This window comes from Haladaptatus halobius (genome assembly GCF_020618475.1).
Lineage (GTDB): Archaea > Halobacteriota > Halobacteria > Halobacteriales > Haladaptataceae > Haladaptatus > Haladaptatus halobius.
Map to the genome: position 1 here is coordinate 1336554 of NZ_CP085336.1, position 13590 is coordinate 1350143.

A 13590-nucleotide genomic window follows, 5' to 3' on the forward strand; every position below is an offset into this window, starting at 1 on the left:
TCAGGCGATGGCCGACATAAGAGAATATCGAACAATTGATTTCTGAACTTGGAAAGACATTCGATCTGTATCCGCGACTGCGAGGTGGTGAAGTAAATTCGAAATATTCTGCGACTCCGCCTCATCGAAAATTTAACTAGAAGGTATCACCTTCACATTCTTAATCGTCATACTGCATTACGACCCTATTGTTGTAATGATTTGACGCTGAATAAGAGTCATTAGAAGCGTAACCGGAAACGATTCAAGCGGAGCGCGAAGATCGTAGATTTACATTGACAAAATCGAAGGAAATATAATTGACCTATTTAACGGGTGCAAGGGGAGAGTCCTCGGCATTTTCAAGTGATTCTATTCCTATCCACACCGCCCATCTCCACATTATGTTTTTTCTTTAGAAGTTGAGTTTGTGCAGAGCGTCCTCAGGCAGGAATTTCACCGGGGCAGAACAGGAAAAGGACTCATTTCTCCTCTTTCGGTCGTTCAACCGTGGGGATAGAGTGGCGAGCGCGCTGTTCAACCAAGACCAGCGCTTACAGCTCATCACACTCAAATTGTCGGGTATCTTATTGTTTGTGGAGATCATAGAAATATCCTCTGAGTAATGGGAGAGGAGAACAACTGAAGTTAGAGTGCAGAACGAAAGTGGTTGCAGAAGGCGTGCGTGACCATCAGAATAGTAGTGAAGGACTCTTCGTGTAATATAGTATCAAAGCTATGGACCCCGTATTTGCGGAATTCGATCGATAGAAAATGCTGGAGGTCCTCCGTACGAGGATATTCCCGACATTGCATTCATATCATCTACGATTTGTTTATAAACCGTACCTGCCTGATTGTACCGTTTTCCGTCAATTTCGATCAAGCGCTACCTTGATGCCCGCCTGTCTTGCAGTAACGTCGACAATATTGCGCAGAATCAGTACTAGTGTCAGTGGCCCCACGCCGCCCGGGACGGGCGTGATGGCGCTCGCCTTCTCCTTGACGCTCTCGAAGTCGACGTCGCCGACGAGTTCGTACCCTTTCTCTGTATCGGCCCTGATGCGGTTAACGCTGATGTCGACGACCGAGACGCCAGCTGAAACCATTGATTCGTCGACTAAATGCGGAACACCGGCAGCCGTTACGAGGATATCGGCACGACGGGTCTTAGCAGCCAAGTCCGTCGTCGCCGTGTGACACACCGTAACTGTCGCGTCTCCACCTGGGCCACGAGCAAGAAACAGGTTTGCGAGCGGCTTGCAGATAGCGGTGTTCCGTCCAACCACGACTACATCCTTGCCCACCGTCTCAATACAATAGGCTTCGAGAAGACGTAAAACGGCGGCGGGAGTGGCAGGTGTCACCCATGAATCACCGACGACGAGGCGTCCCAGATTCTCAGGGGCGAAGCAGTCAATATCCTTCACCGGTGGCACACGATCTCTTATCGCGCTAGCGTTGACGTGGTCGGGGAGTGGTACTTGCACGAAAAGCGACGTCACGTCGTCGTCGGCGCCCAGCCGTTCGACCGTACGATAGAGCACCTCTGCTGGTTCGTCTGGCCGAATGTCGACCCGCTTGGTCGGAATTCCGGCCGCTTCACAGAGCTCATGCTTCCGATCCATGAACGCCTCGTCTGCATTGTCATCGCTCATCAGAACCGTCCCTAGCGTCGGTCTGATGCCTTGGTCTCGGAGGGTGGCGAGATCCTCACGGACTCCTGCGCGCAAGTCCTCCGCGAGTGGTTGTCCCCACATTAGCGTCGTGGTTGTCATAAGTATCGAATGCAACCTTGGTAAGGTGGAGAAAAATATCCTTCGCAGAACGAAAGCCTAGCAGCGAGGACTGCCAGCAATGTCGCGTAAGTAACTGGAATCTTTCGTCCCCTTCGAAGTACAACGCTCCGAGGATCACATCTTGATAAATACGAATTACTTTCCGACGGTAGCCGTCTCACCGATGACGACGCCGGTCGCCTGTTTAGTGAAGAAGTATTCGCCGATTTTGGCGCCCGAAAGACTATCGATACTAGACACCTTCCTGGTATACTTACCAGTTCGCGGGTGTGCTCGGGCGCCTTCACTTCGTAGAGCGCGCGAGCACTCCACCGAATCAGTGAACGGTGTGCGTCGCCGGCATAGACGTACTGTATAGCGGCTATTTCCGTTGGCTCCCATGGTTGTTTTACCGATGTGGTGGGCAGCAATCTGGATGTTTAAGTCGGGGATTGGCAGAACCGTCTGAGACCGGTCTCCTGCTTATACCGGTGATACCTATTTCACGGTGAACTGCGATACCAAATTTATGGAGAGTGAATGTTACTATTGTCGCGGGATAGTGCTTACAGACGAGGACGACGACATCCTGCTGGACGATCACGCAGATCACCAAGTATACATGCACAAGCGGTGCGGAGAGAGTCACAACGTTATTCAGGAACGGACAGAGTCGACAGCCACAGTCGAGATAACCTGCCCGGAATGCGGTGCCGTCGAAATACACTGATAATCACCGTCCGTCAATAGTTTTCGAATCTTTTCTAATAGAGGAGTCCATCTTCGCGGGGATCTTCACGGGAGAGATTAACGTGGATCGTTGAATAGTCGTCAATACTGCGAATCAGACTACCTTTGCTACGACTCATCGTTGCAATGTAACTCCGGCTCTAAGGGAGGTCGACAGGCACACCCGATTGTAGGCTCGCCGCTCTGATGGTGTTGTACATAAGCATCGCGATGGTGAGCGGTCCTACGCCACCTGGGACGGGCGTGATGGCGCCCGCCTTCTCCTTTGCGCTCTCGAAGTCGACGTCGCCGACGAGTTCGTATCCTTTTTCCGTGTCGGCGTCGACGCGAGTGATACCAACATCGATCACGGTTACGTCTTCCGAGAGCATCTCGCCATCTATCATTTCAGGGACTCCAGCTGCGGCGACGACGATATCGGCACTGCGAGTTTTTTCGGCGAGATCGTCCGTCCGGGAGTGACAGACTGTCGTCGTCGCATTGCCACCCTTGTCTCGCTGAATGAATAAATTTGCCATCGGTTTGCCAACGATGTCAGACCGACCGACGACGACGGCATCCTTGCCCTCTGTATCGATATCACAGGCCGCCAATATCTTCTGAATCCCGTGTGGAGTACAGGGTTTGTATCGGGCATTTCCTGCCACTAGTCGCCCGACGTTCTCCGGATGAAAGCCGTCGACGTCCTTCATCGGGTCAATGTGCTCCAAAACCGCTCGCGTCTCGATATGGTCGGGAACAGGCATCTGAACGAGGATGCCGTGAACTACTGGATCCTCGTTCAATTGGTCGATTCGGTCGAACAGAACTTCCGCTGGTTCGTCTGGATCAATCTCGTGGTGGATTCCCTCGATACCGATTTCCTTGCAGGCCTGCTGTTTCATCGAGACGTACGTTTCACTTCCCCCATCGTCGCTCATCAACACTGTCGCCAGCCCTGGCGTCACACCCTCGTCGTCCAAGTGTTGCGTACACTCTTTCACGTCGGCTCTGATTTGGTCCGCAATCTCGTTACCATCGATTATCGTAGTCATTGTTGGTGTTATTGCTGTTGTGAATGCCGCTATCGGGCTTGCTCTCTACATCGTTCGAGTAGAGACTCGGATGCCGATGCGCTGTTCAGAGGCAGTCTCCTGCCGGGCGCGCTCTAGATTCCAATCTCGGATTCGAACGATATAGTTGGAGATGAGGAATAGTTAACCCCTTGAAGTAGAGACGAGTGATTATCTCGAATTCGCCATCTATTCGCGACTGAACCGACACCATAGTGGCCGTATCGACGATCCACATAACGTTTTTATCGGGACTAATACAAGGACTATATGATAGCATAGAGAATCGCACACCGGTTCTCGCAAGCGCCATCACGTCATATGAAAGGGATTAACGTCATTACGAAGGAAGAATCGTTCATGAAGACCGCAACGTCGGCGCCATCCGAGGCTCGAATACCGGTCGAAGTTTACATTACCGTCTCGGATCCATTCGACGCATATCGCCGCGTTCACAAGTCCGACACCGACGGGTTCTATCTCGAAACCACCGGCGGGCAGTCCGGGTGGGGTTACTTTGGCGTCAAGCCGGTCGAGCGCCTGCAAGTGAACGCAGACGCGATACCTCTAGACGCCAAAAGTCCCAGCATCGAAGCTATTAACTCATTACTAGACCGCGAACAGCTCGTTCGTGGGGACTGTAATGTCCCTTACCCATGTGGCGCATTCGGGTGGTTGGCCTACGATATCGCTCGGGAATTGGAGGAACTCCCGGCGACGACGATTCGCGACGGACTCCCCCGACTCCAGCTCGGAGTGTTCGACCGTGTTGCTGCCTGGGAGGAGCCACACGACGGCGACGTCCAGGTTCACGTAACTGCGTGCCCCATCGTCGAAGAGTCGCCAGTGGCAGCCTATGAAGAAGGGCGAGAGAAAGCGATAGCGCTCGCCGAGACAGCGCTGTATGGGGAGAGGCACGTTCAGCCACCTCCATCCCCGAACCGCCAGGCGACATTCGAGAGCGAGTGCGGTGAGGCAGCGTTCGCTGACCGCGTTCAAACGATTAAACGATACATCCAGGATGGCGATACATTCCAGACGAACGTCTCGCATAGGCTAGTAGCACCTGCGGCGGTCAACCCAGTCGAGACCTTCGATGCGCTGCGACGAGTGAATCCCGCGCCCTATTCCGGGCTTCTGGAGTTCCCAAACATTGATCTCGTCAGTGCCAGTCCCGAGCTGTTATTGGACGTCGAGGGTGATCGACTGCTCACCGAACCCATCGCCGGGACGCGGCCACGTGGAGGCAATCCCGATGAGGACGGGGAGTTGGAACGTGACCTCAGCACCGATGAGAAAGAGCGTGCAGAACACGCGATGCTCGTCGACTTAGAGCGTAACGACCTCGGGAAGGTAAGCGAGTACGGCAGCGTCGGGGTAACGGAGTACCGCCGCATCGATCACTACTCGGAGGTGATGCACCTCGTCTCGCTGGTAGAAGGGCAGTTGCGTGACGGCGTAAGTATGGCAGACGCCGTTGCGGCGATGTTTCCGGGCGGGACGATAACCGGTGCACCGAAACCCCGAACCATGGAGATTATCGACGAAGTCGAGACGACCAGTCGTGGGCCCTACACGGGGAGTATCGGCGTTTTCGGGTTCGACGACCGAGCGACGCTGAACATCACCATTCGAACGTTAGTTCGCCACAAAGGCGAGTACCGACTGCGCGTCGGGAGCGGCGTAGTTCACGATTCTATACCAGAGAAGGAGTATCAGGAGACGCTGGACAAGGCACGGGCGCTCGTGACAGCCGTCGACGAGGCGCTAGGCGAACAAGGGTCGTTCGCCGTTGAACCCAGCACTGACGCGATGGAGGGAGTCAGATGATACTCATCATCGACAACTACGACTCGTTCGTGTACAACCTCGTTCAGTACGTCGGGGAGTTCGACGATGTCACGGTGTGGCGCAATGACGAGATCGACGTGGCAGATATACGGGAACGGAATCCAGACGGTATCGTCGTCTCCCCCGGACCGGGAACGCCGGCCGACGCCGGCGTTTCGATCGACATTTTCGCCGAAATGGAGTACCCCGCTCTCGGAGTCTGTCTAGGTCACCAAGCTCTGTGTGCAGCAAATGGGGCATCGGTCAGGCACGCTCCCGAGGTGGTTCACGGCAAGCCGTCCGAGATTCGTCACGACGGAACCGGTCTGTACGACGGCGTAGACGATCCGTTTGAAGTCGGGCGCTACCACTCGTTGGCCATCGACGACGATGATCTGCCAGCCGAACTGACCGAGACGGCATATACCAACGACGAACAGGGTGTCGTGATGGGCGTGCGGCACGCCGATCTGCCGCACGTCGGCGTGCAATTCCACCCCGAGAGCATCCTCACTGATGCCGGAAAGCGCATCGTGAAGAACTTCTGTGCGACCATTGCCAACGCCTGAGTAACGACGCGAACCCGGCAACCGCCCGCTACTCGCATCGCCTATCCGTATGAGTGAATCATAGTGACGTCCCATAATCGGAAAGTATTCTGTCAAAATGTGTCAGGATCGATATTACGGCCGAGATTTAAGGGATGGGCGTAGAAAGAGTTGAATGTGAAGCACACAGTCAGTACCGACGATGCACCAACTGCGGTCGGTGCGTACAGCCAGGCGACGACGAACGGCGAGGTTCTTATTACGGGCGGGCAACTGCCACTGACGACCGACGGTGAGCTGCTCGCAGACGAACCCGTCGGTGAGCAGACGCGGCAGTGTCTCAGAAACGTCAAAGCGATTCTCGAATCAGAAGGACTAGCGCTCGAGGACGTACTCAAGACAACGATCTTTCTCGACGACATAGACGACTTCGACGAGTTCAACGAGGCTTACAGCGAGTTCTTTCAGAATGATTTCCCGGCACGGAGCGCCGTCGGCGTTGCTGCGGTGCCGAAGGGTGCGGCGGTGGAGATCGAGGCCGTCGTGACGACCCTGTAGCCACCGAGATGCTCGTTCTCATCGAGGTGCGCTCACCGCTGCTTCATTTGCTCGGCGCGCTCGACGGCGAGGTCGGTGATTTCCTCGATGTCGCTGTTGGAGTAGTCGGCGAGCACACGCAACAGCATACCGAGTTGAACCGCGGCGGCCTCGCGGAGTTCAGAGGCCGCTTCAGTATCGTTGCCGAAATAGTACTCGTGGCGGCCGTCTTTGTGAACGAGGCCGGTGTATACCGAATGCAAGTCTTCGCCAGTGACTGCAGACGCCGCCGCCATTTTAACTTCCTCGAATCGTGGGTTCGCCATCACATCAGACACCGAGCTAGAGAACCCTAATCTCTTTGATGGAGTGTGCGCAAGTCGTACCCCCGACGTGTCGGATAGTGTTTGATTGTGGTCGCTGCGACTACTCGGCAGTCATGTGAGACACGTACCATCGGCATCGGACTAGTACGGAATTTTTTATCCCCTCGGCTCCACATTCGAAGCAATGACAAGGGGTAAAGATGCCGTCGACCGCTCGCCCGTCGTTCGCGTCGCGACCGAGGCAGCAACGAACAACTCTAAGCAGATCATCACCGCGGCACGGGACACGGCCGACTCGGTACCGGTAATTAGGACGGGGGCGACCGGTATCACGGAGAGCGATCCGCTCGTCATGGCAAGCAGAGCGGGACAGACAGCGTTCTTTACTGATCCGAAACCATCCGTAATCAGTGATCTGGTCGACACGCTGGAAACAGGGTCGATTCCGACAGTCGGTGCGGATACAATTGTCGACCACGACCCGGAAACCACGTCGCTACCAGTTCCGGATACTGGACCGCTATCGGTCGGTCGACGGTCTGTGCTCGGCCCGTGTGGATGGCTCGACCCGCTGAACTCGACGGAGTGGACCTTCGTCGCAACTGAACAGACGGCCGAAGCGGTAACCGACATTGGACTCCTCGGCCGCGGACGCGGTGATGCTGCCGCGGACAAGCCGGTCACCGACGTCTGGGAGGCGGCTCGGAGGACGGACGGAGATCCGGTTATCGTCGTCAACGCGAACGAGTCCAGCGATACGCCACGGGCCGACAGGACGTTGCTCGCCGGTGCGCCCATGGCAGTCCTCGACGGGATGGCAGCCGTCGCAGAGTACGTCGGCGCCGATGACGCCGTTCTCTACCTAAACGAGACGGACGTCGAATTGCATCGATTCCTTCAAAAGGCCGTCAACGCGGCCGCTGAGGAGCTACCGGTCGTTCCACAGTTGGTGGCTGCACCCGACGTGTACCGCGCTGGTGCGCCGACGGCCGCACTCGAAGCGCTCGAGGGCGCAGACCGCATCGAACCGCGGCTTCAGCCGCCACCCCCCGCCGAATACGGACTCTACGGCCGCCCGACGGTGGTTCACACGCCCCGGACGTTTGCCCAGGTTCAGCGTGCTATCCGGGAGCCGGACGCGTTCGATGCGGAATGTGCCGACCCCGGAACCCGACTGGTCACCGTCGCCGGCGACGTAGCAAGTCCCGCGACTATCGAACTGGCGTCGGGCGGCAGTCTCGAGGCGACGCTGGACGCCGTCGAGATGACGGGCACGTTCAAATTGGCCTGTGTCGGCGGCATCCTCGGTGGCATCACCCGTGATCTCGACATCGCTCCGACCGCACAATCCCTGCGTGCCGCCGACCTCGGCACCGATGGAGTCGTCGAACTCCTAAATGAAAAGCGGTGTGCGGTCGCGACTGCCGGCGAACGCGCTAAATTCGCCGCAACGGAGAACAGCGGTCGCTGTGTTCCTGGCCGCGAAGGCACGAAACAACTCGTCGAACTACTACGCGACGTCTACCGAGGGTCGTTCGAAACCGACGAGATTCGGGAACTAGGCCGAGTGATGAGCCGGTCGAGCAACTGCCAGATTGGGGCTCACGCCCCTCGGCCCGTGACGACTGCTATCGACGAGTTCGAACCGGAGTTCCGCGCACACACCGACGGCCGCTGTGATAGCGGCACCTGTATGGAGAAACTATGAGTACCGAAGACCCACTCCCAAGCGTACCAGATATTGCTGACCCGCGTCCGAACACGCCGGTTACGGCTGAGTTCGAGACAGGCACTGCGAACGACCCAGACGTCGGCACCGATGGCGATACATCGACGACGGTAACAGTCAACGGTGAACCGGTGACCGTCCCAGCAGGGTCGACCATCATCGATGCGATGAAATCCGTCAGCGACGAGACTGTGACGACCGCGTCGGGCGCGGACGGCGTCGACGATGACGCCGACGTACCAGCGCTCTGTTACTACGACCACGAGGGTGATTGTAGCGATCAAATCGGCCCCCGTAGCGAATGTCGAACGTGTATGGTCGAGACGGAAGCCCACGGCCTCGTCCCCGCCTGTTCGTTCCCGGCCGAAGACGGCCTCACTGTGCGGACGGACTCGCCAGACGCCGAGGAGTGTCGTAGTGTCAACCTCGACCTCGTCCTCTCGAACCACAATCTCCGTTGCACGACCTGTAACGGCAACGGCCGATGTGAACTGCAGGACACAGCCATCAGCGAGGACGTCGACCATCCGCGGTACGGTGTCTTCGACGAGCGCGACCAGTACGAGCCGATCGACGACTCCTCGTCGTTCATCCAGATAGACCGCAACAAGTGCATCCTCTGCAATCGGTGTGTCGATGCGTGCAACGACGTCCAGGTAGAAGGTGTTCTCCGAATCGAAGGGCACGGCGAGGACACTCGAATCGGATTCCAGTCCGACGCTGAGACGATGCACGACTCAGACTGCGTCTCCTGTGGCCACTGCGCGACAGTCTGTCCGACCGGTGCGCTAACCGAGAAGGGCATCGACGGGGCCGGGACGATTCCCCTTCCTGGGTTCACCCAACGGAACTCCGTCGGGGAGGTCATCGAACACGAAGATGTCGAGACGATAGACGACACGACCGCTCCAAACAGGTCGTTCGGCGTTAACGAAACCGGGGATCGCGACGAGAAGACCGGTCTCGCCCGATTCATGGATCAGGTAAAGCACCGGGGTGGCGAACTTGGCCGGAAAGCGATGCTGGTCGGCGAACACACCGCCGAAGGCATCGCGGCGAATACGCTCCCGGAGGGGTACCTGTTCGACATCGCCAGCAAAGTCAGCGACTACCGGTTGGACTCGATCGAAAAAGCGGAGACGACGTGTGGATTCTGTGCTGTCGGGTGTCGCTTCGAGATGTGGGGGAAAGATGGCCAAGCCCTCGGTGTCGTCCCGGTCGACGACCCGGACGATGCGCCGGCGAACAACTTCTCGACCTGCGTGAAGGGGAAGTTCGGTCACGAATTCGCGAACAGCAAGAAGCGTCTCACGCAACCGCTCGTTCGCAACAAGGAGGGCGAACTCGAACCGACTGGGTGGAATGAGGCACTGGACTACGTGGCGGAACGCCTCGCCGAAATCCAGGCGGATCATGGCGTCGACGCGGTGGGTTGTCTCGCGTCCTCGAAGGGCACGAACGAGGAGGCGTACCTCGTCCAGAAGTTCGCCCGACAAGTGCTCGGCACCAAGAATATCGACAACTGCGCCCGTCTCTGTCACTCTTCGACGGTGGCGGCACTCCAGCAGACGCTCGGGTTCGGTGCGATGTCCAACCGCATCAACGAAGACATCGGTCAAGCCGACGCCTATCTCATCAGCGGGTCGAACACGACCGAGTCCCATCCAGTACTGGCGACTCGAATCAAGCAGAACGTCCACGACGGCGCCGACCTGATCGTCTTCGATCCCCGGAAGGTCGGCATCGCCGAACACGCCGACCAGTACACGCGGACGCGGCCAGGCTACGACGTGGTTTGGCTAAACGGGATGATTCGGTACCTCATCCAAGAAGACCTCCACGACGAGGAGTTCATTGAGCGCAACACAACAGGTTTCGAGGAGGTCAAACAGAAGGTTCAAGCGTTCACCCTGGAGAGAGTCGAGGAGTTGGCGGGCATCCCACCAGAGGAACTAATCACGGCCGCCGAGACGCTTGCAGCGGCCGAGAATGTCGTGTTCGGATGGGCGATGGGGATGACCCAGTCCAGCCACGGCACCGAGAACCTCATTGCGATGGCCGATCTCGCACTCACGCTCGGACAGGTCGGCAAAGAGGGTTCTGGTCTCTCCCCGTTCCGTGGCCAGAACAACGTGCAAGGCGGCGGTGGAGATATGGGAACGCTACCTGGGAGTCTCCCGGGGTACCAGAACCCGGCTGACGACGAGGTCAGTGAAAAGTTCGCCGAAGCGTGGGGTGAGCGGCCGCCGGAAGAGCCTGGTCTCAAGGTGCCGGAGATGTTCACCGAGATACACGAGGGGAACCTCCGCGGGATGTACATCGTCGGCGAGAATCCCGCGCTCTCCGAACCTGATATCCAACATGCGGACGAGGGACTCAAGGAGATCGACTTCCTCGTCGTGCAGGACATCTTCATGACCGAGACTGCCGAACATGCCGATGTCGTCCTTCCTGCAGCGACATCGCCGGAGAAACACGGGACGTTCACCAACACCGAGCGCCGCATCCAGCGGGTACGGCCAAGTGCGGAGCCACCAGGCGAAGCCCGACAGGATTGGGAGATAACCCAGGCTCTGGCCAATCGCCTCGGATACAACTGGCACTACGACCACCCGCGTGAAATAATGGACGAGATACGCACGCTCGTTCCCATCTACGGCGGTGTCGACTACGACCGCTTGGAGGAAGGGAGCGAGCATGGTTTACAGTGGCCCTGTTGGGACGAAGAACACCCAGGCACACCGTTCCTCTACGATTACGAGGAGGGGAACTTCAACTTCGACGACGGACGTGCGCGGTTCGTCCCCGCCGATGGCGGCCACCCCGGTGAACTCCCAGACGAAGAATACCCGTACACACTCACGAGTGGTCGTGTGCTCTACCACTGGCATACCGGCCAGATTACTCGTCGTGTCGAGGGATTGATGAGCCACGTCGGCGAGAGCTTCGTCGAGATCAATCCCAAGACGGCGAAGCAGCTCGGCGTCGAAGACGCCGAGTACATACGCGTCGAGTCTCGGCGTGGATCCATTGTCGTCAAGGCCCAGGTCACCGATCGAGTCGGGCCGAACACGCTGTTCATTCCGATGCATTTCGCTGCAGGGGCAGTGAACAAACTCACGCAGAACACATTCGATCCGCAGGCTGGCATTCCCGAATACAAGGTGTCCAGCGTCCGCATCGAGGGTCTCGGCCCTGAGACGGATGAGTCGGTTCTTCGCACCCGTGACGTCGGCGGGAGTGGAGTAATCCGCGACAACTGACGAGGTCAGTTACGTCCGGACGGCACTGTCCAGTCGCGTTTGCTCCCGTTTCGACATTCGATGAAACAGATGATGTAGATTATCCGAACAGTCGTGGCTCAGTAGATCGTATCAAACACCCAATCACTGTGACCGATGGCTGTGGATACCTTCAGATAGGCCGTCGAACCCCCGAAACAGCAGTTTTTTCAAGTTCGTCGATGTAGTACTGACAGATGGATTTACAAGAACAGCCAGCGAGCTATCGATACGAGTCCGGGATGGGCGCGGAATCCGAGTCCCCCAGTGGATTCGACGAACAGAAGGCTCGAAACGGTGTACGCCTCCTCCTCGAAGCGATCGGGCGGAACCCTGACGAGGCGGAGCTGTACGAAACGTGGAACCGGCGTGTCCCCAAGATGCTCGAGACGCTGAGCGAGGGCATGCGGGATGGGGAAAAACCGATGCTACGGATGTTCGACGCCGAGAGCGACGAACTAATCGTCAAGACGGGGATTCCACTGTACAGCCTTTGTGAGCACCACCTTCTGCCGTTCCACGGTAGCGCACACGTTGCTTACCGCCCGGATGAGGAGATGGTCGGCCTCTCAAAGCTCGTTCGCTACGTTCGATGGCGGTCACGTCGGCTGACGACGCAGGAGGAACTGACGCGGGACATCGCCACGGGACTGGCAGCCGAATTGGATGCTAACGGCGTGCTCGTCGAACTCACCGCAACGCACATGTGCGAAGCGATGCGGGGCGTCGAGACACAAACGGCGACGACAACGCGGGAAACAGTCGGAAATATTACAGATGTCGACCGGAGGCGGTTCCGAAATTCGATACGGCGGGACGCCGAGCAGTCTGGCGGTTCGTTCTAGGCGAAGGCCGTTCAGTCCGGACGCTGGATCCGAGCAACTTCGGCGCGGAGTTCGTGCCGCTTCATAATGGTGAATCCGATGACGATGATGGGGAGACCCGCGGCCATCCGCCACGAAATCCGTTCGTCGAACAGTGCCCACCCCGTGACCGCTGCGATTATGGGAACGAGGTAGGTGATGAGCGTGACTTCGATTGCCGGATGCCGGTCGAGCAAGAAGAAGAAAAGGATGTAGGAGACAGCAGTTGCGCCGACGCTGAGATAAAGCAGCGACGCGATTCCAGTCATCGTCACGTTCATCGCCCACTGCTCACCGGAGAGGACGCTCAATCCGTGAATGATAACCCCACCAACCAGTGCCGACCACGCAGTCCACGTGGTGCTCGGGAGGGACGTGGTAGCCCACCGAACCAGCACGCTTCCGGCCGCTAGACCGAAGACACCGACAAACAGGAGTGCCTTTCCGATCAGCGCGGTGGTGACTGTGGCCGTTTGGGTCGGCCAGACTAACAGGATTGTGCCACCGAAGCTGATGAACAATCCGACCAGCGAAACGGTCGTCAGTCGATCCTGTGGAAGCAGAATCCAGGAAATCGCTACGGTTACGATGGGAGTGAAACCCATCATCAACCCCGAGAGTACGCTGGACGTGAGGTTCTGCCCGACGAACCAGACACCGTTTCCGACCGCGATCCAGAAGACACCGCCGCCACAAATTGCGACCTTATCTGCACGCGTCCTCGGGTACCACACGTCGGTCGCGAGGCCCACGTAGCCTAAGAGGAGTCCACCTGCTATATAATAGCGAAACGCAGATAGTAATAGTGGCGGGAACGAGCGAAACCCTACCTCAGCTGCGGCCACTCCGAAGCCCCATAGACAAGCGACTGTAAAGAACGCTACAGCATCACGGAACCGAGCCATTGATCAATTGTG

11 protein-coding genes are annotated in these 13590 nt (G+C 57.6%); 7 read left to right on the forward strand and 4 right to left on the reverse strand.

What is annotated here, in order from left to right; translation table 11 throughout:
• Positions 1-851: 851 nt before the first annotated feature.
• Positions 852-1757, reverse strand: coding sequence for a tetrahydrofolate dehydrogenase/cyclohydrolase catalytic domain-containing protein (locus LIW51_RS23710; RefSeq protein WP_227377547.1), 906 nt, complete (start codon positions 1755-1757; stop codon positions 852-854).
• A 529-nt stretch (positions 1758-2286) separates the two neighbouring features.
• Here LIW51_RS23710 and LIW51_RS23715 point away from each other — a divergent pair.
• Entirely contained in the window at positions 2287-2487 is a 201-nt protein-coding gene (locus LIW51_RS23715; RefSeq protein WP_227377548.1) for a hypothetical protein, read from the forward strand.
• Between the two features lie 160 nt (positions 2488-2647).
• On the opposite strand, the gene LIW51_RS23720 is transcribed toward LIW51_RS23715, so the two are convergent.
• On the reverse strand, positions 2648-3541 hold the full coding sequence (locus tag LIW51_RS23720) for a bifunctional methylenetetrahydrofolate dehydrogenase/methenyltetrahydrofolate cyclohydrolase (RefSeq protein ID WP_227377549.1): 894 nt from the start codon (positions 3539-3541) through the stop codon (positions 2648-2650).
• 339 nt (positions 3542-3880) lie between these two features.
• On the opposite strand from LIW51_RS23720, the gene LIW51_RS23725 reads away from it, so the two are divergent.
• From LIW51_RS23725 to LIW51_RS23735, 3 genes are all read left to right on the forward strand, one after another.
• Entirely contained in the window at positions 3881-5389 is a 1509-nt protein-coding gene (locus tag LIW51_RS23725) for an anthranilate synthase component I family protein (RefSeq protein WP_368411812.1), read from the forward strand.
• Positions 5386-5958 carry an anthranilate synthase component II gene (locus LIW51_RS23730; protein WP_227377551.1) on the forward strand — a complete coding sequence of 191 codons (573 nt, stop codon included), beginning with the start codon at positions 5386-5388 and terminating at the stop codon, positions 5956-5958. Before LIW51_RS23725 ends, LIW51_RS23730 begins: the two co-directional genes overlap by 4 nt.
• 156 nt (positions 5959-6114) lie before the next feature.
• Positions 6115-6495, forward strand: coding sequence for a Rid family detoxifying hydrolase (locus LIW51_RS23735; protein ID WP_227377552.1), 381 nt, complete (start codon positions 6115-6117; stop codon positions 6493-6495).
• A gap of 32 nt (positions 6496-6527) precedes the next feature.
• Here LIW51_RS23735 and LIW51_RS23740 read toward each other — a convergent pair whose 3' ends face one another.
• Positions 6528-6800: a DUF8113 family protein gene (locus LIW51_RS23740; protein WP_227377553.1), complete on the reverse strand. Its 273-nt coding sequence runs from the start codon at positions 6798-6800 to the stop codon at positions 6528-6530.
• Between the two features lie 184 nt (positions 6801-6984).
• Here LIW51_RS23740 and LIW51_RS23745 point away from each other — a divergent pair, with 184 nt between their 5' ends.
• The 3 genes from LIW51_RS23745 to folE all read left to right on the forward strand — a co-directional run bounded on the left by LIW51_RS23745 (position 6985) and on the right by folE (position 12655).
• Positions 6985-8508 (forward strand): NADH-ubiquinone oxidoreductase-F iron-sulfur binding region domain-containing protein, encoded by a 1524-nt coding sequence (locus tag LIW51_RS23745; RefSeq protein ID WP_227377554.1) that lies wholly within the window; start codon positions 6985-6987, stop codon positions 8506-8508.
• Positions 8505-11792: a formate dehydrogenase subunit alpha gene (gene fdhF, locus LIW51_RS23750; protein ID WP_227377555.1), complete on the forward strand. Its 3288-nt coding sequence runs from the start codon at positions 8505-8507 to the stop codon at positions 11790-11792. Before LIW51_RS23745 ends, fdhF begins: the two co-directional genes overlap by 4 nt.
• Positions 11793-12007: 215 nt before the next feature.
• Positions 12008-12655: a GTP cyclohydrolase I gene (gene folE, locus LIW51_RS23755; RefSeq protein WP_227377556.1), complete on the forward strand. Its 648-nt coding sequence runs from the start codon at positions 12008-12010 to the stop codon at positions 12653-12655.
• An 11-nt stretch (positions 12656-12666) separates the two neighbouring features.
• Here the strand turns inward: folE and LIW51_RS23760 are convergent, their stop codons facing one another.
• Complete coding sequence (locus LIW51_RS23760) at positions 12667-13578, reverse strand: DMT family transporter (protein WP_227377557.1); 912 nt, start codon at positions 13576-13578, stop codon at positions 12667-12669.
• Between the last annotated feature and the right edge of the window lie 12 nt (positions 13579-13590).

Bases quoted from the DNA above. Each gene is read 5' to 3' on its own strand.
- fdhF (WP_227377555.1), top strand. From the start codon at position 8,505: ATGAGTACCGAAGACCCACTCCCAAGCGTACCAGATATTGCTGACCCG.
- LIW51_RS23740 (WP_227377553.1), bottom strand. From the start codon at position 6,800: ATGGCGAACCCACGATTCGAGGAAGTTAAAATGGCGGCGGCGTCTGCA.
- LIW51_RS23720 (WP_227377549.1), bottom strand. From the start codon at position 3,541: ATGACTACGATAATCGATGGTAACGAGATTGCGGACCAAATCAGAGCC.
- folE (WP_227377556.1), top strand. From the start codon at position 12,008: ATGGATTTACAAGAACAGCCAGCGAGCTATCGATACGAGTCCGGGATG.
- LIW51_RS23760 (WP_227377557.1), bottom strand. From the start codon at position 13,578: ATGGCTCGGTTCCGTGATGCTGTAGCGTTCTTTACAGTCGCTTGTCTA.
- LIW51_RS23725 (WP_368411812.1), top strand. From the start codon at position 3,881: ATGAAAGGGATTAACGTCATTACGAAGGAAGAATCGTTCATGAAGACC.
- LIW51_RS23710 (WP_227377547.1), bottom strand. From the start codon at position 1,757: ATGACAACCACGACGCTAATGTGGGGACAACCACTCGCGGAGGACTTG.
- LIW51_RS23745 (WP_227377554.1), top strand. From the start codon at position 6,985: ATGACAAGGGGTAAAGATGCCGTCGACCGCTCGCCCGTCGTTCGCGTC.
- LIW51_RS23715 (WP_227377548.1), top strand. From the start codon at position 2,287: ATGGAGAGTGAATGTTACTATTGTCGCGGGATAGTGCTTACAGACGAG.
- LIW51_RS23730 (WP_227377551.1), top strand. From the start codon at position 5,386: ATGATACTCATCATCGACAACTACGACTCGTTCGTGTACAACCTCGTT.